Source organism: Clostridium nigeriense (assembly GCF_900086595.1).
Classification (GTDB): domain Bacteria; phylum Bacillota; class Clostridia; order Clostridiales; family Clostridiaceae; genus Clostridium; species Clostridium nigeriense.
Window position 1 is genome coordinate 3,401,824 of sequence record NZ_LT575472.1, and the last position, 22,518, is coordinate 3,424,341.

At 28.6% G+C, this 22,518-nt stretch carries 24 protein-coding genes; 1 reads left to right on the top strand and 23 read right to left on the bottom strand.

What is annotated here, in order from left to right:
- Positions 1–18: 18 nt before the first annotated feature.
- The 3 genes from BN6774_RS15910 to BN6774_RS15920 all read right to left on the bottom strand — a co-directional run bounded on the left by BN6774_RS15910 (position 19) and on the right by BN6774_RS15920 (position 1,922).
- Entirely contained in the window at positions 19–699 is a 681-nt protein-coding gene (locus BN6774_RS15910; RefSeq protein ID WP_066895533.1) for a hypothetical protein, read from the bottom strand.
- A gap of 289 nt (positions 700–988) precedes the next feature.
- Positions 989–1,204: a DUF350 domain-containing protein gene (locus BN6774_RS15915; protein WP_066895535.1), complete on the bottom strand. Its 216-nt coding sequence runs from the start codon at positions 1,202–1,204 to the stop codon at positions 989–991.
- 79 nt (positions 1,205–1,283) lie between these two features.
- Positions 1,284–1,922 carry a ComEA family DNA-binding protein gene (locus tag BN6774_RS15920; protein WP_207644581.1) on the bottom strand — a complete coding sequence of 213 codons (639 nt, stop codon included), beginning with the start codon at positions 1,920–1,922 and terminating at the stop codon, positions 1,284–1,286.
- A gap of 157 nt (positions 1,923–2,079) precedes the next feature.
- Between BN6774_RS15920 and BN6774_RS15925 the strand changes: the two genes are divergently transcribed.
- Positions 2,080–3,363, top strand: coding sequence for a D-alanyl-D-alanine carboxypeptidase family protein (locus tag BN6774_RS15925; RefSeq protein WP_066895538.1), 1,284 nt, complete (start codon positions 2,080–2,082; stop codon positions 3,361–3,363).
- Between the two features lie 65 nt (positions 3,364–3,428).
- Here BN6774_RS15925 and BN6774_RS15930 read toward each other — a convergent pair whose 3' ends face one another.
- The 20 genes from BN6774_RS15930 to mreD all read right to left on the bottom strand — a co-directional run bounded on the left by BN6774_RS15930 (position 3,429) and on the right by mreD (position 22,512).
- A complete protein-coding gene (locus BN6774_RS15930) occupies positions 3,429–4,325 on the bottom strand; it encodes an RluA family pseudouridine synthase (protein WP_066895540.1) in 897 nt (298 codons plus the stop codon).
- A 39-nt stretch (positions 4,326–4,364) separates the two neighbouring features.
- Positions 4,365–5,720 carry an LCP family protein gene (locus BN6774_RS15935; RefSeq protein ID WP_066895542.1) on the bottom strand — a complete coding sequence of 452 codons (1,356 nt, stop codon included), beginning with the start codon at positions 5,718–5,720 and terminating at the stop codon, positions 4,365–4,367.
- A 22-nt stretch (positions 5,721–5,742) separates the two neighbouring features.
- Positions 5,743–6,309 carry a bis(5'-nucleosyl)-tetraphosphatase (symmetrical) YqeK gene (gene yqeK, locus BN6774_RS15940; RefSeq protein ID WP_066895544.1) on the bottom strand — a complete coding sequence of 189 codons (567 nt, stop codon included), beginning with the start codon at positions 6,307–6,309 and terminating at the stop codon, positions 5,743–5,745.
- 28 nt (positions 6,310–6,337) lie between these two features.
- Positions 6,338–6,952, bottom strand: a complete 615-nt coding sequence (gene nadD / locus BN6774_RS15945) for a nicotinate-nucleotide adenylyltransferase (protein ID WP_066895546.1) — start codon at positions 6,950–6,952, stop codon at positions 6,338–6,340.
- Positions 6,953–6,959: 7 nt separating this feature from the next.
- Complete coding sequence (gene yhbY, locus BN6774_RS15950; protein WP_066895548.1) at positions 6,960–7,253, bottom strand: ribosome assembly RNA-binding protein YhbY; 294 nt, start codon at positions 7,251–7,253, stop codon at positions 6,960–6,962.
- 14 nt (positions 7,254–7,267) lie between these two features.
- Positions 7,268–8,557 (bottom strand): GTPase ObgE, encoded by a 1,290-nt coding sequence (gene obgE / locus BN6774_RS15955; RefSeq protein WP_066895550.1) that lies wholly within the window; start codon positions 8,555–8,557, stop codon positions 7,268–7,270.
- Between the two features lie 262 nt (positions 8,558–8,819).
- Positions 8,820–9,119, bottom strand: a complete 300-nt coding sequence (rpmA, locus tag BN6774_RS15960; RefSeq protein ID WP_066895552.1) for a 50S ribosomal protein L27 — start codon at positions 9,117–9,119, stop codon at positions 8,820–8,822.
- 1 nt (position 9,120) lies between these two features.
- Entirely contained in the window at positions 9,121–9,495 is a 375-nt protein-coding gene (locus BN6774_RS15965; protein ID WP_066895555.1) for a ribosomal-processing cysteine protease Prp, read from the bottom strand.
- A gap of 5 nt (positions 9,496–9,500) precedes the next feature.
- On the bottom strand, positions 9,501–9,812 hold the full coding sequence (gene rplU / locus BN6774_RS15970) for a 50S ribosomal protein L21 (RefSeq protein ID WP_066895557.1): 312 nt from the start codon (positions 9,810–9,812) through the stop codon (positions 9,501–9,503).
- 133 nt (positions 9,813–9,945) lie between these two features.
- Entirely contained in the window at positions 9,946–11,394 is a 1,449-nt protein-coding gene (locus BN6774_RS15975; protein WP_066895559.1) for an Rne/Rng family ribonuclease, read from the bottom strand.
- 14 nt (positions 11,395–11,408) lie between these two features.
- Positions 11,409–12,110 carry a TIGR03936 family radical SAM-associated protein gene (locus tag BN6774_RS15980; protein WP_066896752.1) on the bottom strand — a complete coding sequence of 234 codons (702 nt, stop codon included), beginning with the start codon at positions 12,108–12,110 and terminating at the stop codon, positions 11,409–11,411.
- Positions 12,094–13,947, bottom strand: a complete 1,854-nt coding sequence (locus tag BN6774_RS15985; protein ID WP_066895561.1) for a TIGR03960 family B12-binding radical SAM protein — start codon at positions 13,945–13,947, stop codon at positions 12,094–12,096. The genes BN6774_RS15980 and BN6774_RS15985 overlap by 17 nt, the downstream gene beginning before the upstream one ends.
- 143 nt (positions 13,948–14,090) lie before the next feature.
- Positions 14,091–14,942 carry a site-2 protease family protein gene (locus tag BN6774_RS15990; protein ID WP_066895563.1) on the bottom strand — a complete coding sequence of 284 codons (852 nt, stop codon included), beginning with the start codon at positions 14,940–14,942 and terminating at the stop codon, positions 14,091–14,093.
- Between the two features lie 64 nt (positions 14,943–15,006).
- Positions 15,007–15,471, bottom strand: a complete 465-nt coding sequence (locus BN6774_RS15995; protein ID WP_066895565.1) for a peptidase M23 — start codon at positions 15,469–15,471, stop codon at positions 15,007–15,009.
- Positions 15,472–15,798: 327 nt separating this feature from the next.
- Positions 15,799–16,935 carry a rod shape-determining protein RodA gene (gene rodA / locus BN6774_RS16000; protein ID WP_066895567.1) on the bottom strand — a complete coding sequence of 379 codons (1,137 nt, stop codon included), beginning with the start codon at positions 16,933–16,935 and terminating at the stop codon, positions 15,799–15,801.
- A gap of 235 nt (positions 16,936–17,170) precedes the next feature.
- A complete protein-coding gene (minE, locus tag BN6774_RS16005) occupies positions 17,171–17,434 on the bottom strand; it encodes a cell division topological specificity factor MinE (RefSeq protein WP_066895569.1) in 264 nt (87 codons plus the stop codon).
- Between the two features lie 16 nt (positions 17,435–17,450).
- A complete protein-coding gene (minD, locus tag BN6774_RS16010; protein ID WP_066895571.1) occupies positions 17,451–18,245 on the bottom strand; it encodes a septum site-determining protein MinD in 795 nt (264 codons plus the stop codon).
- Positions 18,246–18,262: 17 nt separating this feature from the next.
- Entirely contained in the window at positions 18,263–18,913 is a 651-nt protein-coding gene (minC, locus tag BN6774_RS16015) for a septum site-determining protein MinC (RefSeq protein ID WP_066895574.1), read from the bottom strand.
- A 171-nt stretch (positions 18,914–19,084) separates the two neighbouring features.
- Complete coding sequence (locus tag BN6774_RS16020; RefSeq protein ID WP_066895576.1) at positions 19,085–22,024, bottom strand: penicillin-binding transpeptidase domain-containing protein; 2,940 nt, start codon at positions 22,022–22,024, stop codon at positions 19,085–19,087.
- Positions 22,021–22,512: a rod shape-determining protein MreD gene (mreD, locus tag BN6774_RS16025; protein WP_066895578.1), complete on the bottom strand. Its 492-nt coding sequence runs from the start codon at positions 22,510–22,512 to the stop codon at positions 22,021–22,023. Before mreD ends, BN6774_RS16020 begins: the two co-directional genes overlap by 4 nt.
- Positions 22,513–22,518: the final 6 nt, after the last annotated feature.

Sequence of the window (22,518 nt, forward strand, 5' to 3'; positions counted from 1 at the left end):
TCATCCTCCTAATTTATACTATTTCTTAAAATCGTACATTTTTGAATCTATTTTATATAATAAAAATTCATCCTTAATTGTTATAGTTTCAACTAGTCCATTTAAATTAGTCTCTATAGTTCCATTTGCATTTTGATTCTTCACTATATCAATTATTTTTTCATTTACTTCTGAATAATCTCTTTCTGAATCATTAGTCATAGCTTCTGAAAAATTTGATATCGAAGTTTCCTTTAAATCAAACTTATCTTCATTTTTTATTTGCTCTAAATCTAGTTTTAATCCTATTTTTAAATTTAAACTACCTTTTGCCATATCTGAACCATAAGTCTTAAAACCATAATACATACTTTCTATTTTGTTAGGTTCTGGATTTAAATTATCAAAATATATATATTTATCATTAACACTTTCTGAATTCTCATCTTTAATTTTTTCTTCTTTTATATATTCTAAGCCTAAAAAGTTAGCTGCTTCTTCCACTCTTGCTGTTATTTCTTCATTTAGTGTTGTAACTTCTTCTCTAGTATAGTCTTGTGCCCATTCACCTTCTCCTATAAAAGGCTTTTCTTCTATTGATGCTTTTGCAGGTTCTTCCACTTTTCTTTGTTCTACTTTTTTATTATTGGAAGGACTACATGCAACTAAAGATACAACCATAACTCCACTTAAAATTGCTGCTAAAATTTTTCTTATCATAACATCCTCCTTAGGATTTTCAACCTATACAATATTTATTATTTTTCCCTAAATTCATCTTATTATAACACTAACCATTCTATTTTAAAAGTCTTTGTCACTTAACTGTCACATAAGCTTCGATTTAGTATTATTATGTCTTTTATTAGAAAAGCATCTTACAACTAATTTTAAAAGAATAAAAAAGTGTGAAAGAAAATATTAATTTTAAAGACTTATCTCTTAAGTTTAATATCTTATCTCACACTTTTATATAGTAGTAACTTTATGCTTTACTATTAGCTTTTAATTATTTAATTACTTGTGAAACTATAATAGCTATTCCAATTAAAGCTCCTGCCAGGAAAATTGCAACTGCAATATTACCTTTTTCTAATTCTTTGTTAAAATCTGCTGGTACTATTGCATCAAAAATTTTATATCCAGCAACTAAAATTAAAATTCCTGCTGCTCCAAATATTAAGCTAAGTACTAAATTCATAATAGCATTTAAAACTACTTCCATAACTCATCCCCCTTTTGGATTACATACATTAATTTTATCATAAAAGTTATACTGGTGTATTAAAGATTTGTAAATTTCTTCAAATGCATATTTTATCCTTTATCTTTTCAAAGGTTTTGCTTCCTATACCATCAACATTTTTAATATCTTCTATTGATTTAAATCCTCCACTTTTTTCTCTATAATTTATTATACTCTGTGCTTTAACCTCACCTATTCCATTAATTTTTTGTAATTCTGATAAATCTGCATTATTAATATTTATAAGTCCACTATTTGAATCTCCTTGACTTATGTTATTATTTTCATTATTTACTACATCATTTTTATTAGGAATTATTATAAGTTGATTGTCCTTTAATTTTTCAGCCCTATTAATATTATTAATATTTGCATCAGAAGTTAATCCTCCTGCTCTATCAATTAAATCTCTTATTATACTGCCTTCATCTATTTCATAAACCTCTGGCTTATTTACTTCTCCCTTTATTTCTACCAATATTTTGTTAGATTTATTGTTGACTATATTTTCTCCCATAGTTGTAACGCTTTCTTTGCTATCAGCTTCTTCAACAAATATATTTTCCATATATTCATCTTTAAATACCTTAGATTTATTTCTACCATATAAATAAAATGAAGTTAAAATACAAAAAAGCCCTAAAGTAAATAAAATTATATTCTTTAAGTTTAATATGGTTTTTATCTTTTTATCCATCATTATCTCCTATTTCGTAAATATTCATCTTAAGTATTAACTTATTCTTAAAATTTAAACTATTTTCTATTTAAATATTCATAAAATATAGAATGATTCATTTATTTTTGATAAAATAGTTTTGTCTATATGAAAAAGTTTATGTGGGAGATTCAAAATGAAAAAATTTATTAAGAAATTTCTTCTATCTTCTTTATTTGTAACTAGTATTTTTACTTCAATAAATTCAATTGATGTAAAAGCGACTGAATTACCACCTGTATATTCAGAAGGTGCAGTTTTAATGGATGGAAGAACTGGGACAGTATTATATTCAAAAAATGAGCATACTCAATTTGAGCCTGCATCTACAACCAAGGTTATGACAGCATTAGTTGTTCTTGAAAATGTAAAACTAACAGATAAAGTAACAATAGGGGAAAAACCTCCTTTGGTAGATGGATCTGCCATTGGTATTAGAGAGGGAGAAGTTTATACGGTAGAAGAGCTTATGTTAGGTCTTTTACTTGAATCAGGCAATGATTGTGCAGAAGCATTAGCTGAATATGTTGCTGGCTCTAACGAGGAATTTGCCAAGCTTATGAATGCCAAAGCAAAGGAGCTTGGAGCCCTAAATACAAATTTCAAAAATCCTAGTGGTTTGCATGAAGATGGACATTTAACTACAGCCTATGATTTAGCTCTTATGATGAAGGCCGCTCTACATAATAAGGACTATGTAAGAATTTCACAGACAGAATCTTATAAGTATGTAAATCAACCATTTTCTGATGGAAGTGAAAAGTGGGCAACTAATAGAAATCAACTTCTTAATGAATATAGCCCTTATTTTTACGGAAGTACTTTGTGTGGAAAAAATGGTTATACACCAGAAGCTAACCATTCTTACACAGCAGCTGCTGTAAGAGATGAGGAAGTATTAGTTGGAGCTTTTATAAATGCAACTGATAAGGATAATTTTTACTCCAATATTGGTAAATTATTCGACTATGGTTTTGATAACTTTGAAACTATAAAATTAATAAGCGCAAATGATGAATTAGATACATATAAAATTAATGATGAAATTACTATTCCATTATTGGCTAAAACTGATTTTTATTACACTAAAGCTAAATCCGAAGATAAGCCTTTATATTCTTTAGAATATGATAAGATTGATATTAGTAAACAAGCTATTAAAACTGGAGATATATTATATAAAGCAAAACTTAAAGTTGATGGAAAAACTATTTCTACTATGGACTTAATAAGTGGAACTGATAGAGACTATACTATTCAAGTTAAAACTAAGGAAGGTATATCCGAATTTTTTAAAAAGCCTTTGAATATACTTTATGTGATCCTTGTAGTATTTGCTTTATTTATAATTAGGAACTATATTGTTCTCTTTAAAAGAAGACGTAACCTAAAAAATAAACGCCCAAAGTTTAATAGATAAAATATAAAATAAGGAAATTATAAAAAGTTATTCATATTGAAAGCTTTTTATAATTTCCTATTTTATTATTTAATTTCATTAATTAAATTATCAATATCATCTGGTAAATTTGCCCTAAGACTTAATGACTTTTTAGTTCTCGGTGATTTAAAATCTAATCCGTAGGCATGAAGTGCTTGCCTTTTTATAATAGTATTATCTTCTTCATTACCGTATAATGTATCTCCCCATATAGGATGTCCTAAATGACTTAAGTGCACTCTTATTTGATGTGTTCGTCCTGTTTCTAATAGACATTCTATTAAATCTGAATCCTTATATCTTTCTATAACTTTATAATGAGTTATGCTTCTTTGACCTCTGTCATCAATAACTCTTCTAATAGTTCCCTCTTCTTCTGGTCTATATATTGGTAAATCTATAGTACCTTCAATACTTTCCATATGCCCATGTACTACTGCTAAATATCTTTTTTCTACATTATTTAAAGTCATTTCCTTTGATAATTCCATATGAGCATATTGATTTTTAGCTATAATAATTAATCCTGATGTATCCATATCTAATCTACTAACAAGTCTAACTATACACTTTTGATTACTTTCTTTAAAATAATACATTAAAGCATTGGCTAAGGTACCACTTTGGTGTCTTTTTGTAGGATGTACAACCATATTAGGTCCCTTATTTACAACTATAATATCTTCATCCTCATATACTATGTCTATTGGTATATCCTCTGGATCTATATTTTGAGTTTCATCCTTCATTAAATTAATTAAAATGTTATCATTGCCTTTTAATATATAGTTCATCTTAACAGCCTTATTATTGACAAATATTCTTTTGTCAACAGAAGCACTTCTAATTAATCTAGATGAAAGTCCAAGTTCCTCTTTAAGATATTCTCTTATTTTTCTTCCATCATAAGCTTTACTAACTACTTTTTTTATAGTACTCATTTTTCCTCCTAGAAAAAAGGTAGAAAATCTATAGACTTCCTACCTATTGTTGAATAAGTTATAATCTTCACCTAATATTATTACTGCATCATAATCCTTATATTCAGATTTACTTATTTTTTCAAATTTTTCTATATCTATATCACTTTTCAATAACTCTTTTAAATCTTTATTATTAGTTTGTATTATACTTTTAGAAGTTGCTATATCACTATTTCCTACTTCTATATTAGTATACCCTAATGAAAAAAGAGTATCTCTAGCACTAGATGCTAATCCATCTATCTTAGTTCCATTTAAGACTAAAACCTTAAGATCGCCTCTATTTATAGCTGTTATAGCATTGGATGCTGAAGGATTAACTGTATTTAGTGCATTTATTAAATCCCTATTATAATCTTTATCAGCTACTAAAAATGATTCTCCATAAAAATATTGAGACTCCCCTTGAATAGTAGCCATGATTATGTCACTAGGTTTTAACCTTAATATTTTCATTCCAAGAGAAATTAAATCTTTAGCCGGGATATTAGTTTCAACATTTTCACTAATAGCGTTTAATATTTTAGGAGCTTTAAATACTATAGAAGGAGTCATTACCTTATCTAGTAACTTACTCATAAATAATTGTTGATTTTTAATTCTATCTAAGTCAGCATTTTCAAGCCCAGTTCCATCATTATTTTTTCTCCATCTAAAGAATTCCTCAGCTTTTTTACCATCTAGAAGTACTGTTTCTCCTGCCTTAAAATTAATGTGAAGATTTTGTTCATCATCATCATAATACATATCTTTTTCTATTGTCATTTCTACTCCACCAATAGCATCTATAATACTTCTAAAGGCATTATAATCAACTTCAACTAAATAATTTATATCAATATTTAATAATGATTCAACATGAGTTATAACTTCATCTTCTCCACCTAGAACATAGGCAACATTAATCTTCCAATACCTTCTATATTCACCCGTATCTAAATAAGCATCTACTTCAATTAAAGTATCTCTAGGTATAGATACTAAATGTACTTTTTTTGTATTAGGGTTATAATTTAAAACCATTATGGTGTCGCTTCTTCTACCAGCCTTATTACCTTGATTTTCTGCATCTCCTATATCCATTCCTAAAACCAATATATTAATCGGATCACTTGATGATGCTGGTGGAGTTCCAGTACCTAAATTATTAGTTTTAAGACCAGATATAAAGTTATATCCATAAAATAATCCACCTACAATTAAAACTACAGTAACTATAATAATTGAAGCTATTATTCTTTTTCTTCTTCTTTTTCGTTTTTTAGCTTCTATTACTTTTCTTCTTTTTATCTGTTCCTCTCTTGAAAGTCTTCTTCTCCCTCTATTTTGAAGATCTTCTTTACTATTCCCCATCCTCTTAATTCCTCTCTACTATTTATTTATGAAGCAATAAATAATTCCTTGCCTTAATACTATTTATATCTATAGGAACTCCCTTACTTAGCAAGTACTTAATAGTATGATTCAATCCTTGAAGAACCCCATTATCTAAATCATTAAAACATTCTCTTCTTAACATATCTACATCTGGAAATTTTCTATTCGGTTCTATCATATCAGCCATATAAATTACTTTATCTAGCTTACTCATATTTTCTTTGCCTGTAGTATGCCATCTCATAGCACTTAGAATTTCCTCATCTTCTATTTTGAAAATTTCTTTTGCTAAAATTGGTCCAACCATACTATGCCAAAGTTCTTGATTTTCTTCTTCATCATAAGTTAATTTTATATTGTTTTTATCTAAAATATCTTTTAATTCATATATAGTTTTATTTTTTGCTATATCATGAGCTAAGGCCGCAATTTCTGTTTTCTTCTTATCTACATTGTTAATTTGTGCTAACCTTATAGCTGTATCAACTACCCCTAAAGTATGAATATACCTGCTCTCCATTAAGTTATCTTTAAGGTAGATTTTCATTTCTTCTATACTAAGCATAATCCTCTCCTTAAACCCTTATCTACGATTACTTAATATTATTAAAATAATCATATATATTTTTTTCTTTAATAAAATCTAAGACTTCTTTTGATAAGAAAAAATCTACTCTTTTTCCTTCTGATATTCTTTTTCTGATCATAGATGATGAAATTTCTAAATCTATTATATCTAAAAAAGTAATATCTGTGTTAAATTTTTTCTCAATTTTTGCCTTTTGAATTGTTAAGTTTTTCTTACTATAACCTGCTCTATTAAAGACAACGAATTTTGAAAGCTTAAATATTTCCTCTGGATTTTTCCACTTCTCTATATCCATAAGACAGTCTGCCCCTGTAATAAAGTATAACTCATTATCTTTAGACTTAAATTTTCTTAAGGTTTCAAAAGTATAGCTATAGCCTTTTTTTTCTATTTCATAATTACTTAATTCAAAATCCTCATAATTTTTAATAGCTTCATATACCATTTTATACCTTAAGGAAGCCTCTATAATATTTTTATCTTTCTTATGAGGAGGACTTCCTGCTGGTATAAATATTATTTTGTCTAAATTCAATTGGTTCTTAGCTTCATAGGCTATATATAAATGAGCTAAATGAATAGGATTAAAAGTTCCTCCTACTATACCAATCTTTTTCATATTCTTATTACCTAGGTAATTCTATCTTAGGTTTTTTAGAGGATTTTTTATATAAAACTATTTTACTTCCTATAGCTTGAATACCTTCGCAACCTATTTTTTCACATATTGTATTTGATGCTTCTCTAGTAGCTAAACCACTATTTTCAAGAACCTTAATTTTAATTAATTCTCTTGCTTCTAAAGCTTCTTCTATTTGTTTTAAAAAAGTTTCTTCTATTCCATTCTTACCTAATTGAAATATTGGATCCATATTATTTGCAAGCCCTCTTAGGTAAGCTCTCTGTTTTCCTGTTATCATATTTTTCCTCCTAATTACAATAAATACTCAAATTCAAAGTCATTTAATCTTACTATATCTCCATCTTCAATTCCCATTGATCTAAGGTTATCAAAAACCCCTTTATTGTTTAATACCTTATGGAAATATCTTAAAGAGTCAGCATCATGTATATTAACTGAGTTTAATAATCTATCCACGAAAGATCCGTAAACTATATATACCTTATTTCCATCTTCTCCATCTTCAATGGAAACATCATAAGTAAATCTCTTTTCTTCTGGGATAAATCTTTCATCTTCACTTATTTCTAATTCTCTAATTGGAATTTCTGAAAGCATTCTACCAGCTTCTTTAATTATTGTTTCTACTCCTGACTTAGTAGCAGCTGACATTTTATATACTTTATCAAAGCCTAATTCATTTACTTTTTTCTTAAAGTCTTCATAGATTTCTTCATCATAAAGCATATCAGTTTTATTTGCTACAACTATTTGTGGTCTATCCCAAAGCTTAACTGAGTATTTCTTAAGTTCTTCGTTGATCTTTACAAAATCCTCGAAAGGATCTCTTCCTTCTATTCCTGATATATCAACAACATGTATTAATAATCTAGTTCTTTCTATATGTCTTAAGAACTCTAATCCTAAACCTACTCCTTCAGCAGCTCCTTCAATTATTCCTGGAATATCTGCCATAACGAAAGCATTTATACCTTCTGCTTTAACAACACCTAAATTAGGCTTTAAAGTAGTAAAGTGATAGTTTGCTATCTTTGGTTTAGCTGCTGTTACTGTTGAAAGGAATGTTGATTTTCCTACATTCGGGAATCCTACTAATCCTACATCTGCTAATAACTTAAGCTCAAGTGTAATCCATCTTTCTTCTCCTGGCATACCTGGCTCTGCAAAATGAGGTGCTTGCCTAGTTGGTGTACAGAACTTACAATTTCCTTTTCCACCCTTTCCTCCTCTTGCAATTACAAAAGTATCATCCTTATGAGAAAGGTCTGCTATTATTTTATTACTTTCAAAGTCCCTTATGATAGTTCCCATTGGAACTTTTATATGTAAATCATCTCCATCTTTTCCATAACATTTAGAGCCTTCACCTTTTCCACCAGCTTCAGCTACGAATTTCTTTTTATATTTAAAATCTAAAAGTGTAGTTAAACCTGGATCAACTTCGAAAACTACGCTTCCGCCTTTTCCGCCATCTCCTCCATCTGGTCCACCTAATGGAACATATTTTTCTCTTCTAAAGGATACACATCCGTTTCCACCATCTCCAGATTTAATAAATATTTTGGCTTTATCTATAAACATAAAATCACCTATCTTTCATAAATTATTTTAACCTTATTCTTATTATTTCAAACTTTGTAAGGTTTATTATATCATAATTGTGAATAATATTATTATTTAATTATTACATTTAAATAAGCATCCATTATATTTCACAAATTATATGTAAATGGACAATTGACAGTGTACAATGGGCAAATTTATTCATTGTCAATTGCCCATTTTTTCATTTATTATTTTTACAAAATAAAGCACCCTAAACAGGGTGCTTTATGAAAATAAATTATTCTGCTATTTCTTCAAGATTTACTGGGTAAATGCTAACTTTTTTCTTATCTCTACCCATTCTTTCAAATCTAACAATTCCGTCTTCTTTAGCAAATAGAGTGTCATCTCCACCCTTACCAACATTAGTTCCTGGATGAATCTTTGTTCCTCTTTGTCTAACTAAAATGTTACCAGCTAAAACGAACTCTCCGTCAGCAGCTTTAACTCCTAATCTCTTTGATTCTGAGTCTCTACCGTTCTTAGAGCTACCTACCCCTTTCTTGTGGGCAAATAATTGAAGGTTCATTATTAACATACTATTGCACCTCCTCTTTCAACAATCTTATATATTCACTATCTTTTTTACTTCCAAAAGTTAATTTAAGAGATTCCATCAAGCTTTCTATACTTTTTTCAAAAGTTAAAAGTAATACTTGACAATTCTCTATTTCTTGAATTTTAAGATTTGATAAATTTATATGTAAAAATCCATCATTTATCTCATACTTAACTTTAAGCTTTAAAACCTCTTCCATACCTATTAAAGCACTTTGAGATAATACAGAAACTGAATTGCAAATTAAATCATAAGCATTTCCACTTTTCTCTATTTCAGCTCTTGATAAAGCATGCCCTTCTATCTTAAAACCAAGTCTCAAATCATCTTTTTTTAAAATTCTAATCTTAATCATAATAATTAAGCTTCGATTTTTTCGATTACTAACTTAGTGTATGGTTGTCTGTGACCAGTCTTCTTTCTGTAGTCCTTCTTTGGCTTATACTTGAAAACTGTAATTTTCTTAGCTTTGCCTTGAGCAACAACTTTAGCTACAACCTTAGCACCTTCTACAACTGGTGTACCAACTTTTAAAGCATCACCATTTGAAACTGCTAATACTTCTGTTAATTCAACTGTTGAGTCAACTTCAGCGTTAAGTTTTTCAACGAATATTACGTCTCCTTCTTGAACTCTGTATTGTTTTCCTCCTGTAGATAATACTGCGTACATTAAAAACACCTCCTCTTATTACGGTCTCGCCAACCGAGGTACAAAGCTCTAAACTTTGTTTAATAAAAAAACCTCTTATGTGCGGTTTAACATCTGCTATTTTACCATATTATTATGTAGATTGTAAAGCAATTTATTCATATTTTTCATAGGCATTTATAAGATAATGTTTTACATTTTCTTTTTGGCTTTTAAAAATTAATGGTTCTACTTTATATCCTTCAATTCCATCTACAAAATTTAAGTAAATTTCATTTTTTAAGGAGTTTATATTTGCTAAAAACGAAAACTCATCTCCCTTAACTATTTCTTCATAGTTTCTATCTAATTCAATATAAAAGGATTTTATTGAACTTTCCTCTTCTGCTTTTATAACTTCATTTCTTATTAACTTTTCTATATATGATAGTTTTAAAACAAAGCCTTCACTATTGCATCTTTTGCACTTTTCTTCTAAATACTCATATATAGATTTTCCTCTTCTTTTTCTTGCAATTTGAATTAAATCAAGTTCAGTAAATGGGAATATCTTAACATTTCCCTTATCTTCTTTTAATGCTTCTTTTAATGCATCCATAACTATTGATTTATGAGAAAAATCTCTCATATCTATAAAATCTATAACAATAATTCCAGCTAAATTTCTAAGCCTAATCTGTCTTCCTATTTCTTTTGCTGCTTCTAGATTAGTTTCTAATATAGTTTTATCAAAACTTCTTCCTTTAATATTTTTAGATGAGTTTACATCTATAACATACATAGCTTCTGTTTTATCTATAACTATATTACCACCACAGTTTAGAGCTACCTTTTTATGTCTAAGCTTTAATATTTCTTTTTCTATTCCATAAAAATCAAATAAGCTTCTAATATTATTGAACTTTTCTACAATTATATCTTTATTTCCTTCTATTAAAGAATATATTTCATTTAAATCTTCTTCATTATTGGTAAATATCTTACACTTTGTATTTAGATTTTCAGTAAGAACCTTATTTAAAATAATATTTTCACCATAGACCTTACCAAGATTTAAGCTATAATTTAATTTCTTTATAAGAATTTCAAATTCATCTAAAAGTCTAAGCTTTTCTTGTATTAAATCCTCATCACCAGCATGTACTGCTTCCGTTCTAATAGTTATTCCATAGCCATCTATGTTGCTAACAGCCTTTAATATCCTATCTTTTTCTTCCTTACTATTAATTCTCTTAGAAAAGCTTATTCCACTTCCCCCTAGAGTAAGTACCATAAATCTTCCTGGAATGCTTATATTTTTGCTTATCTTAGCACCCTTATTATTTATTGGCTCTTTTATTATTTCTACTAAAATTTCATCGCCCTTTTTAATTCCTTCATTCTTTAAATCATTGCTAAGATACATATAAGCTTCTTTTTCTAATCCAATATCTACAAAAATAGAATTTATAGCAGGTACTATGTTTTTTACTCTTCCCTTATAAATTTCTCCTATTTTAGGGTCTTGAGAGGCTTCTTCAAAGAAGCACTCTTCAAGCTTTCCATTTTCTTTTATGGCTATTCTTAAAAGCAATTCATCTCTTTCAATGAAAATTTCTCTCATAAAAATACACTTCCCTAAATAAATTTATATATTGGTACGTATTTATCTTCTTTTAATACATACATTTCTTCTCTTTTTATATCTATAAAGGCATCTTCTATTATTTCTTCAATATTACTTTTTATATAACTTGCTACTAAATCTGGTGATAAATGTTCTCTACTTCCTGAAGAAACAAGGATATTTAATATTAACTCATTATCATTTATCCAATATTTCATTTCCTTAATCATAGTTCTTAAATTAACTTCTTTTTCACCTTTTTTACTCTTCTTTATAGTAGTCCATTCAGCCTTTTTTTCTAATTCTTCCATTTTTTCTTCTACTATTTTAGCATTTTCACATAAAATTTTTACTGTAAACCTTGCTGCATCTACTAAAGCCATAGTTTGAGGAACCTTTTTTTCTCCCTCTTTATTTATTACCTTCTTAGCTGTTAAGAATTTAATTCCTGATGCAGTTTTTGAATTTAATCTATTTACTATTTCCTCTTCACTTAGTTCTTCTACTAATACTATATCCATATATTCAGCATCTGAATAAACACCAACTGATAAAGGTTGTGCTATTGACATTGCCATATGAGGATTAAATCCCTTTGAGTATTCCATTGGAAGATCTGCTCTTCTTATTACTCTTTGTAAAGTTCTCATTAAATCTAAGTGAGATATAAATTTAATACTTGATTCTTTAGTAAACTTAATTACATAACGCACCTTCAAAACACTTCCCTTCTTTAAAGTTTACATTAACTCCACATCCTGTACATCCTTTTCTACAGTTTTGTGTAAGTTCTGCTCTTTTTGCTTTTTCATTTTCTCTTTCTAGATATTTTCTATTAACTCCAATATCTATAAAGTCCCATGGAAGTATTTCATCATAGCTTCTATCTCTATAAACATAGAAATCTTCGTCTATATTACATTCCTTCATCGCTTCCATCCATATATCATATTTGAAGTACTCTGACCAACCATCAAATTTAGCTCCCTTTTCAAAGGCCTTTATTAATAGGTCACAAGTTCTTCTATCTCCTCTAGCAAATACAGCTTCCATAAATGAAGTTTTTTGCTCATGATAATTGTAATGAATAGCTCTTGTTTTTATAGCGCCTTTAACAGCATCTATCTTTTTCCATACTTCGTCTGGTCTAGCCATTGGTGCCCATTGGAATGGAGTGAATGGTTTTGGTACAAGTATTGAAGTACTTACTGTAATTTTTAATCCCTTTGCTCTCTTTTCCTTTGGAATTTCATAATAAACTGCAGCCATTTTCTCCGCAAGTTCACCAATACCAGCCGCATCTTCTAATTCTTCATATGGAAGTCCTAATATAAAGTATAATTTAATAGTACTCCAACCTGATTCAAAGGCACTTTTAGTTGCTTCTAATATTCTATCTTCTGTTAATCCTTTATTTATGATATCTCTCATTCTTTGAGAGCCTGCTTCTGGAGCAAATGTTAATCCAGTTTTTCTAACCTTTTGAATTTCTTTAATTAAATCAACTGAAAATGCATCTACTCTAATAGATGGAAGAGCCACCCCTACGTTTTTCTTTCCATGTTCCATTATTAAACTACTTACAAGGTTTTGTATATCTGAATAATCACAAATACTTAATGAAGCTAATGATACCTCTTGATATCCTGTTGCATCTATCATTTTTCTTGCTTGTTCTAATAATGTATTAGTTGTCTTTTCTCTAACTGGTCTATAAATCATACCAGCTTGACAGAATCTACATCCATTAGTACATCCCCTTGAAGTTTCTAAAACTACTCTGTCGTGTACTATTTCTGAATAAGGTACTATCATGTCTATAGGGAAATCTACCTTATCAAAGTTGTTTACTATTCTCTTTTTTACTTTAGCTGGAACATCTTCATACTTAGGTTTAAATTCTTTTATAGTTCCATCTTCCTTATAAGTAACATCATATAGCGATGGTACATAAACACCTTCTATTTTAGCTATTTCTCTTAAAAATTCTTTTTTCTTTCCTTTTCCTTTGTACTTTTTATATACATCAAGAACATCATTCATGATTTCTTCACCTTCACCAATTTCAAAGAAATCAACTATGTCATATAACGGTTCTGGATTATAAGCACAAGGTCCACCAGCCATAATTATTGGCTCATCTTCTCTTCTTTCTGAGGCTCTATAAGTTATTCCTGCCATATCAAGCATATTTAATATATTTGTATAACTCATTTCATACTGAAGAGTAAACCCTAATATATCAAACTCTGTAAGTGGATCCTTTGTTTCTAAAGTCATTAAAGGAATCTCATTTTTTCTAAGTTCTGCTTCCATATCTGGCCATGGTGCAAAAACTCTTTCACAATATGTATCTTTTCTCTCATTTATAGTATGATAAAGTATTCTTGTTCCTAAATGGGACATTCCTACTTCATATACATCTGGAAAACAAAAAGCAAATCTTATGTCAACATCTTTTGGATTTTTAACTACTTGATTTAATTCCCCACCAACATATCTTGATGGCTTTTCAACCTTATATAAAATATGATCAGTAATTTTCTTCATAATCATTCCTCCTAAGTCGAGAATTTAAATAGGTGCTATATATGACAGCACCTATATCTTTTCTATTCTAGCATATATAAAACTAAAGGTAAATGTATTACTATTACATAGGCTATTGATAATTTAATCCTTTTTTATAATTTTTAGGATTTGCCTTTTATATATTCCTCCAAAGTCATATTCCCATAACACTTTAAAGCTTCTATTAATTCATCTTCATATAATATATATATAAGTTTCATATCATCATCTAAAATATAAAAAGTATTAAACTTATTTCTATCAACTAAAGCTAATACATTAACAAGACCTTGCTTGTAATAAACTGATATGCTCTTATTTTCTATATAATTATCCTTTAAAAGCTTCTTTCTTTTTTTAACTATGTTTCCCATAGTTATATACATGGAAGTATGTGCTTCCATTCTAGTAATATAAATTATAATTATTGCTCCTATAATCATACTAAAATTTAAACTATGTAGAAATATATAAATATAAATTCCTATAATAATAAATAAACCTGCTATTATAAAGCTAATTATACTTATAATTCTTTGTGCCTTCTTAAATAGAATTTTTTTAGATAAAATCACTTCTAAAATTCTAGATCCATCTAATGGATAAGCAGGTAATAGATTAAATATCGCTAACCCTATGTTTAAATTAATACTTTCTTCAATAAATCTATTATTATATCTAAAACTAATTAAATAAATTAAAGTTGCAGAAATTATATTAAAAACGGCACCAGAAAGATAAATACTGATTTTTTCCTTATCCTTTAGAATATTTATATCAGAAAGTTCTGCATTTAATCCAAATATATGAAACCCTATATTATAAAATTTACATCCATATTTTAACGCTATAAATATATGAGTTAGTTCATGGAGAAATACCCATATAAAAGCAAATATAAACATTGGATTATAGCTACACACTAATAAAATTAAAAGTATTTCTGCTAAAACCTTTTTTGTTTCTCTTTTCATTTATATCTCCCTACTAATTACTACAATTCTATAAAATCACCTTCTACTTATAAAATTCTGTATGTTACAGCTTTAAAACTTTATTTAAATTCTCTAAATCTATACTTTCCTTAATGTTAGAATATTTTTCTTCTACACTATTTAATATATCCTTATACTTTAAACCTGATATATTGATATTCGAAAGTAATTTATCATAATTAATATTACTACTTATAGCTGATTTAAAAACATTATATATATCCTTTGCCTCTTTGTTTGGAAGTACCTTCAATGTAAATACACCTAAAAACAATACAAATGTACATATAAGTCTAATTATAAATCTATCTATATATTTAAAGTTCTTCTTTTCTTGTATAACCCCATAGCTACCTCTTTTATAGGTATATCTACCTACATTATTCATACTTGGATATACGTCTTCTCTTGTATGAATTACCTTATCCATTTTATTTGTATTTCCTTTAATTTTTTTTCTCATTTTGTCATAATAATCCTTGTAAGCCTCACTATAATTATTATTCATACACCTCTCTCCCTACTCTTAATAATGTATTTATATTTAAGTAATAATAATTTTATGCCATAAAAATGTATCTATGTATTTTGCTTATTCCGTGGCCTCGTCTCCAAGCCACAGTAAAATTAATAGAAGCACTTTTAAAATAAAGGAGGGAATTATATAAAAAATAGTTCGCAAAGTAACACTTTTGTAAATTCCTAAAAAGTAAAGAAGTATAGATAAACAACTTTATAAAAAAGAAAAATCTGCCCTTTAAAAAAGCAGATTTTATATAAATGTATTTTAGTAATTTATAACAAATTAAATCATTAAATCTATATTCTTCATTTATTAAAAGTATATCTTTTTTCTTCTCATTCCCACATTTAAAATTAATCCTATAGACATTACTGTTGTAAGTAAAGAACTTCCTCCATAACTAAGTAGGGGTAAGGTTATACCAGTAATAGGCATAAGACCAATAGTCATTCCTATATTCTGTAATAACGCAAATAAAAAGTAAGCTACTAACCCAACACAAATAATTGATCCAAAGGTATCCTTAGCTGTTCGTCCAATTGCTATCATCCTAGATATTAATAGTCCATAAAGTAGAAGTAAGAAGCATCCTCCAGCTAAGCCCCACTGTTCTGCTATGCTAGCAAAGATAAAGTCAGTTTGAACCTCTGGAACATACTGAGCTGCATAGCCAACTGAATTTTCTTTAGTTATAGCATTTCCTTGAAGACCTAAAGTTCCCCCGTTCCCTATACTAATAAGGGATTGTCTTAACTGATACCCTGATTGGGAAGTATCAGATTCTGGATTTAAAAATGAGGTTATTCTTGTTTTTTGATAATCCTGTATTAAACCTGAATTCCAAACTACTACAATTATTAAAAGTAGAGAGAACAAACCTCCACCTATTACCCTTAAATCTAATCCTGCAATGAAAAATATACCTACAACTATAAAAAATAAAACCATAGTCATTCCCATATCTGGTTGAATTACTATAAATATTGCAGGTACAATAGCATAAAAAGCCATAGTAAAAAAGTTTTTTAAATCATTTATAGTTCCATTCATTTCCTCTAAAGTTTTACCTAACATCATTATGGTTGCTATCTTTGCTAATTCCGCTGGTTGAAAGGATAATGGGCCAAGTCTTATCCATCCTCTTGCTCCATTTATATCAGTTCCTATAAACATAGTTACTATAAGTAAAACTATAGATCCCCAATAAAACAAAGGAGTATAGGACTTTAATAATGTATAATCAATTGCTAGCATAAAGTATAATGCAACTAAACAAATTACAAACCAGACAGATTGTCTTTTTAAAAACAATGTCCCATATTCTGCTGCACTTGCTAAGTATATATTTACTATTCCAAATATCATTAACCCAATCATTGAAAATAAGATTATTTTATCTATTTCCTTTAACTTTTTAAAATCTATTTTAAATCTTGATAATGGTATCATTCTTTTGTACTTCACCTCCATCTTTCAACCTAGATTTATTATATCCAAAAATATTATATTTCTCTATAATATATATAATAAAAAACTAAAATTTAAGAATTTATTAATTAATTTAAAATATTATTTTCATAAAAAATAGCAAAAGGCCTATATATTCTTCTATGGATAACCATATACTACCTTAATTATAGACCTTTCACTATGTATTTAAACTAAATATACTTCTCTTCTGGTACTAGTTTTTAATATTCTTTATTGGAATATTAGCAACTAAAGCAGGATTATTACCATCTACATTTTCACTCTTGCTTACTGCAATTTCCACATCCTCAACATCTATCTCTATATATTTTGATAATACATCTAATATTTCCATTCTTATCTTTTCAAGGGTTTCGTGAGGCAAATCCCCTCTATCATGTATTAATATTAGTTTTAATCTATCCTTTGCAACATCCTTTGGTGTTGGCTTACTTGAAAACTTTCTAAAAAAATCCACCTCTCAACTCCCCCTTTTAACGTTTGAATAGTTTCTTTAATGATGCGAAGAATCCTTCTCCTTCAGTCTTTAAATCAAGTAAAGGTACTTCTTCTCCAATTAATCTTCTAGCTATATTTCTAAACGCTTGACCAGACATTGACTTTTCATCTAAAACTATCGGCTCTCCCTTATTGGTTGAAACTGTAATATTTTTATCGTCTGGAACTACTCCTAATAACTCTATTGATAACGTCTCAATTATATCAGGAACATCTAACATATCGCCTCTTTGAGTCATTTCATAATTTAATCTATTAATTATTACAGAATGGTCATCTAGTCCCTTAGCATCTAGTTTTCCAATTACCCTATCTGCATCTCTAACTGAAGTTATTTCAGGATTAACCACTACAACTGCTTTATCAGCTCCTACTACTGAATTTTCAAAACCTTGTTCAATTCCAGCTGGACAGTCAATTATGACATAATCAAAATCTTCTTTTAATTGATTTACTATCTTTAACATATCTTGAGGTCTTATATCATCCTTATCCTTTGTTTGAGCTGTTGGTAATAAACAAAGGTTTTGATATCTTTTATCCTTTATTAAAGCTTGTTTTAATCTACACCTATTTTCTATAACATCTGAAATTGTATAAACTATTCTATTTTCAAGTCCCATTAACACATCTAAATTTCTAAGCCCAGTGTCTCCATCTACTACTACAACTCTTTTATTTAAAGCTGCTAATGCAGTACCAATATTTGCAGTTGTTGTTGTTTTTCCAACTCCGCCTTTACCTGATGTAATTACAATAGAAATTCCCATTTCTTCTCCCTCCAACACTATATATATTTCTTTGGTAAATATGGTTCTACCACAATAATATTATCTTTAATTTTGGCAAGCTCCGGATAAGATGGCTTTATTCCATCATCTGGTGCAATAGTAACTATGTCAGCTATCTGTAGTATTTCTGGTTGAAGGTTAAAAGCTGAAATTATAGCTTTTTTATTTCCACCTACCCCAGCATGAACTTGTCCTTTAATTGTTCCTAAAACTACTATATTTCCCCCTGCATATACTTCTGCCCCATGATTTATATCTCCAATTATCACTATATTCCCATAATATTTAACTTGTTGCCCACCTCTTATTGTTTTCTTTATAAACTTAGTTTTTCCTTCATATATTCCATTAAAAAGCTTATTTTCTTTATTTTCATTAGATTCTAACCTTTTAATATCTTCAAATATACAGTCCTTTATTTGTATTTTTTCAAATAAAGCATCTTTTAGTTTTAATATGTCATCTTCTTTTAATAATTTTAAATTCGTTTCTATCTTAAGGGATGCGCCTTTATAAAAACCTTTACCAACTGATAGTTTCTTAACTAATGTATCTAACATATCTTGAAAACTATCAAACTTGTCCATATCTATAGCCGCATTAATACCTTCTTTGGTACCCCTTATTTGTATGCTATGTACCTTCATTGGCCACCCTCCACCAATTACCTTAACTTATTATAATATTGTTACGTACTTATAATTATACAATTATATTATACACTTTAACAACCTAATTTTGTATTAAATTAAAAAAAACAGTAAAATTATGATAATTTTTTTTAATAATAAAAAAAAGCTGAGTAAACTCAGCTTTTTTTAGTTACTAGAACTTGTATCTTCAGTTTTATTATTTGTTTTTTCGCCTTCTTTATTATCTTTAAGAGGTGAATCTAAAACATATTTTCTAAAAGATTCTGATTTAGAAGCATAAGACGGATCTAATTGTAATAGTCTTTCTTTAAAGTATGCTTCATATATAGCCTTATGAATAGTTGCACCTTCACTACCTCTCTTACCATCATAAATAGTTGAGAATATAGCTATTTCCGGATCATCTAAAGGTGCAAAACTAATATAGTTACCATAGGCTAGTCTTCCTTGAATAGTATAATTTGCATCTGTACTAAAGTCCGCAGTACCTGTCTTTCCTGCAACCTTAATTGGAAAGTTTGCAAAACTTGTATAAGCAGTTCCATTACTAGGACTTGTATTAACTCTATACATCCCTTCTTTAACGGCTTGAAGGTATTCTGCTGGTATATCTAGTGTATCAACTATTTCCGGAGTATATTCTTTTATTACTTCTCCTGTTGGTGATGTAATTTTATCAACAAGAGTAAGTCTATATCTAACTCCTCCATTAGCAAGCGTTGCAACATAATTTGCGATTTGTACTGGTGTAAAGTTATTCATACCTTGCCCAATTGCACTAGATACTATTTGTCCTGCTGTTTTAATTTCTGCCGATTTATTATTTACAATATAATATGCTATAGCATCTGATATTACTCCAGCTTCCTCATCTATATCCACTGTTCTTCTTTGAGAAGTTTCAACTACAGCTGCTTTAAACTCAGGTGATAACTCCATAATCTTTTTAATATATGGAATTAAGCTTTCAGCATACTTAGTATTATCTGTTACTTCTTCATCTGTTCCTACTTTTGCTAGGGTATCCTTCATATACGTTTTTAAAGCTGTTTTTGCTTCTTTTAACTCATCCGGATCACTTTCACTATCTTCTATGTTAAAAGGAACAAAAGAATAACTATAATAATTCCCTTTTTGTAATGATTCTACTATGTCATACATTGGATTACTTAACACATCATCCTTCCATGACTCAAAATTATAGACTTGCCCAAAAGCTTCCTCAATTTGAATCCCTGTAGATAAAGTGCTAGCATTTTGGCTGGATTTAGGAACTCCCAATCCAAATTTCCATGCATATTTAGCAAGAGTATCTAAAGCCTCAATATTTGCACCATTATTTTTCCAAAGTCTATATCCTAACTCATAAAAATAATAGTTTGATGATACCTGTAAGGCTTTTCTTAAATCAGTAGCTCCATTTGCTACTCTTTCAAAGTTCTCTCTAATTTCTGGTAAATCATCATTACTCCATGTACCAGAAGTATCATTCATAACTTCCCCAGTACTTACTACACCTTCCATTAATCCAGCAATTGCAGTAAGAGGTTTGAAAGTCGATCCTGGTGGAAGTAAACCTTGAGTTGCATAGTTAAAGAATTTTTTAGGATAAGTATCAAACTTATCTCTTCTTTTTCCAGTATCATCATCCACAGGGAATAAATAATCAATACCACCTGTAGCTCCAGTTCTTTGAATAAACTCTTTTGCATAATTTTCTATATCTGGATCAAAGTATTGTTGTGACAACTCATCAGTAAGCATACCTGGAACAGAAAACACATTGGGATCATATCCTGGATAACTTACCATTGCAACAATTCTACCTGTTTTAACTTCAATTGCTACTACAGCTCCTCTAGTCGCATTCGGTGCTATACTCTTTATACGCTCCATAGTATCTTGCATAGCTTGTTCAGCAGCATATTGAACATCTTTATTTATAGTTAAGTGTACATTATTACCTGGATAAGAATCTAGCTTAAACAATTCCTCTGTAACTCTACCTTTAGAGTTAACTTTAACAGTAGTGCCACCCTTTGTACCTCTTAATTGGTCTTCAAAGGCAGATTCTATCCCAGCAACACCAATTAAATCAGAAGATACATCATATCCTCTTAATTCATAATTAGTTTCTTTAGAAGAGTCTATAGATGATAAATATCCTATTACTCCTGAAGCTAGATTATTATAAGGATAAATTCTAATAGGTTCTATGCTTACATCTATACCTGGTAAATCATTTAGCTTTTGATATACAACAAATGCTGTATCCTTTTTTATATTTGAAGCAATTGTAACTGCTCTATATCCCTTAAAACTTTGCATTTTTATAGCATCTTTAATTACCATGTATTTTCTAACATCTTGAATTGAATAAGTAGTTAAAAGTTCATTTAATATCTCTTTACCTGATAACTCTTTATACTTTTCGTTATAAGCCTCAAGTCTTGCGTTATAAGCCTTATTACTTTCTCCTTCTTCTTGAACTGGAACTGGATTTACAAGTTCTTGAAGATTATAAGTTTTAATAAGTTTATAAAAGGTTTCCTCTGCTGATATTTTTAATAATTCCTCATTAACTTTATTAGTTTCATCATCATTAAACTCAGTCTTTTCTTCATCAAATAGTTCCTTTTCTATTTCCTCGTTTAATCCTCTATCTCTTTTAAATCTAATTTCAACTATTTTTTTAGTATCGGCATCATCCGTTTTAAAATCAAAATAGAATTTACCATTACTATCTATTTTAAGCATTAAATCATCTTCAAACTTCTCTCCATTTTCTGAAAGAATATTAAATACCTTATCCATAGTTTCATAAAAGTTTTCATTTTCATCACTAGGCTTAGTATATGTTAATGTATAAGTTTGAATATTAGTTGCTAAAACATTTCCTTCATTATCATAAATCTTCCCTCTAGGGGCATTTTCAGATATAAGTCTTGTAGAGCTAATGTCTGCTCTTTCTTTATAGTCTTCATGCTTATAAACTTGAAGATAAACTAGCTTTGCAATAAAGGTAGTAAAAAGAGCTATCATTATTATATTTAAAACAGTATACCTTGAAATTTTCTTTTTCTTTTTCGGTTTATTTACTATCATTTAAACCTCCATGATCTCTTTTTATTTTTTTTATCATAAAGCCTTAAAACAAAATTATACCCTAAAAACATTATTACAGAACTATAAATAGAAGAATATAATCCTATCTCAATATTTATTGTCCTCTTAGCCACTTTTAATATTAAAAATATTGAAAATACCTTTAACAAGTATAAAAAGAACATAGATATTGTTGGTATAAACTTCTTTTCTCTATATATGTTTTCACCTATAATTGCTGCAAGTAAACATATTAGCATATTAATTAAAGAATTCACTCCAAAACCATTATAGAAATATATATCTTGCAAGAATCCTGATATAACTCCAATAGTTACAGCTTCTTCTCTTCCATTTATAATAGAATAAGCTACTGCAAATGTAAAAAGTAAGCTTGGGAAAGCTTCCTTAATAGATAAAAAAGGCATAAGAGAATTATCTAGAATTAAGAGTACTAATGAAATTAAAATTAAAATCCACTTTTTCATATACTA

Bases quoted from the DNA above. Each gene is read 5' to 3' on its own strand.
- BN6774_RS15910 (WP_066895533.1), bottom strand. From the start codon at position 699: ATGATAAGAAAAATTTTAGCAGCAATTTTAAGTGGAGTTATGGTTGTA.
- BN6774_RS15915 (WP_066895535.1), bottom strand. From the start codon at position 1,204: ATGGAAGTAGTTTTAAATGCTATTATGAATTTAGTACTTAGCTTAATA.
- BN6774_RS15920 (WP_207644581.1), bottom strand. From the start codon at position 1,922: ATGGATAAAAAGATAAAAACCATATTAAACTTAAAGAATATAATTTTA.
- BN6774_RS15925 (WP_066895538.1), top strand. From the start codon at position 2,080: ATGAAAAAATTTATTAAGAAATTTCTTCTATCTTCTTTATTTGTAACT.
- BN6774_RS15930 (WP_066895540.1), bottom strand. From the start codon at position 4,325: ATGAGTACTATAAAAAAAGTAGTTAGTAAAGCTTATGATGGAAGAAAA.
- BN6774_RS15935 (WP_066895542.1), bottom strand. From the start codon at position 5,720: ATGGGGAATAGTAAAGAAGATCTTCAAAATAGAGGGAGAAGAAGACTT.
- yqeK (WP_066895544.1), bottom strand. From the start codon at position 6,309: ATGCTTAGTATAGAAGAAATGAAAATCTACCTTAAAGATAACTTAATG.
- nadD (WP_066895546.1), bottom strand. From the start codon at position 6,952: ATGAAAAAGATTGGTATAGTAGGAGGAACTTTTAATCCTATTCATTTA.
- yhbY (WP_066895548.1), bottom strand. From the start codon at position 7,253: ATGATAACAGGAAAACAGAGAGCTTACCTAAGAGGGCTTGCAAATAAT.
- obgE (WP_066895550.1), bottom strand. From the start codon at position 8,557: ATGTTTATAGATAAAGCCAAAATATTTATTAAATCTGGAGATGGTGGA.
- rpmA (WP_066895552.1), bottom strand. From the start codon at position 9,119: ATGTTAATAATGAACCTTCAATTATTTGCCCACAAGAAAGGGGTAGGT.
- BN6774_RS15965 (WP_066895555.1), bottom strand. From the start codon at position 9,495: ATGATTAAGATTAGAATTTTAAAAAAAGATGATTTGAGACTTGGTTTT.
- rplU (WP_066895557.1), bottom strand. From the start codon at position 9,812: ATGTACGCAGTATTATCTACAGGAGGAAAACAATACAGAGTTCAAGAA.
- BN6774_RS15975 (WP_066895559.1), bottom strand. From the start codon at position 11,394: ATGAGAGAAATTTTCATTGAAAGAGATGAATTGCTTTTAAGAATAGCC.
- BN6774_RS15985 (WP_066895561.1), bottom strand. From the start codon at position 13,947: ATGAAGAAAATTACTGATCATATTTTATATAAGGTTGAAAAGCCATCA.
- BN6774_RS15990 (WP_066895563.1), bottom strand. From the start codon at position 14,942: ATGAAAAGAGAAACAAAAAAGGTTTTAGCAGAAATACTTTTAATTTTA.
- BN6774_RS15995 (WP_066895565.1), bottom strand. From the start codon at position 15,471: ATGAATAATAATTATAGTGAGGCTTACAAGGATTATTATGACAAAATG.
- rodA (WP_066895567.1), bottom strand. From the start codon at position 16,935: ATGATACCATTATCAAGATTTAAAATAGATTTTAAAAAGTTAAAGGAA.
- minD (WP_066895571.1), bottom strand. From the start codon at position 18,245: ATGGGAATTTCTATTGTAATTACATCAGGTAAAGGCGGAGTTGGAAAA.
- minC (WP_066895574.1), bottom strand. From the start codon at position 18,913: ATGAAGGTACATAGCATACAAATAAGGGGTACCAAAGAAGGTATTAAT.
- BN6774_RS16020 (WP_066895576.1), bottom strand. From the start codon at position 22,024: ATGATAGTAAATAAACCGAAAAAGAAAAAGAAAATTTCAAGGTATACT.
- mreD (WP_066895578.1), bottom strand. From the start codon at position 22,512: ATGAAAAAGTGGATTTTAATTTTAATTTCATTAGTACTCTTAATTCTA.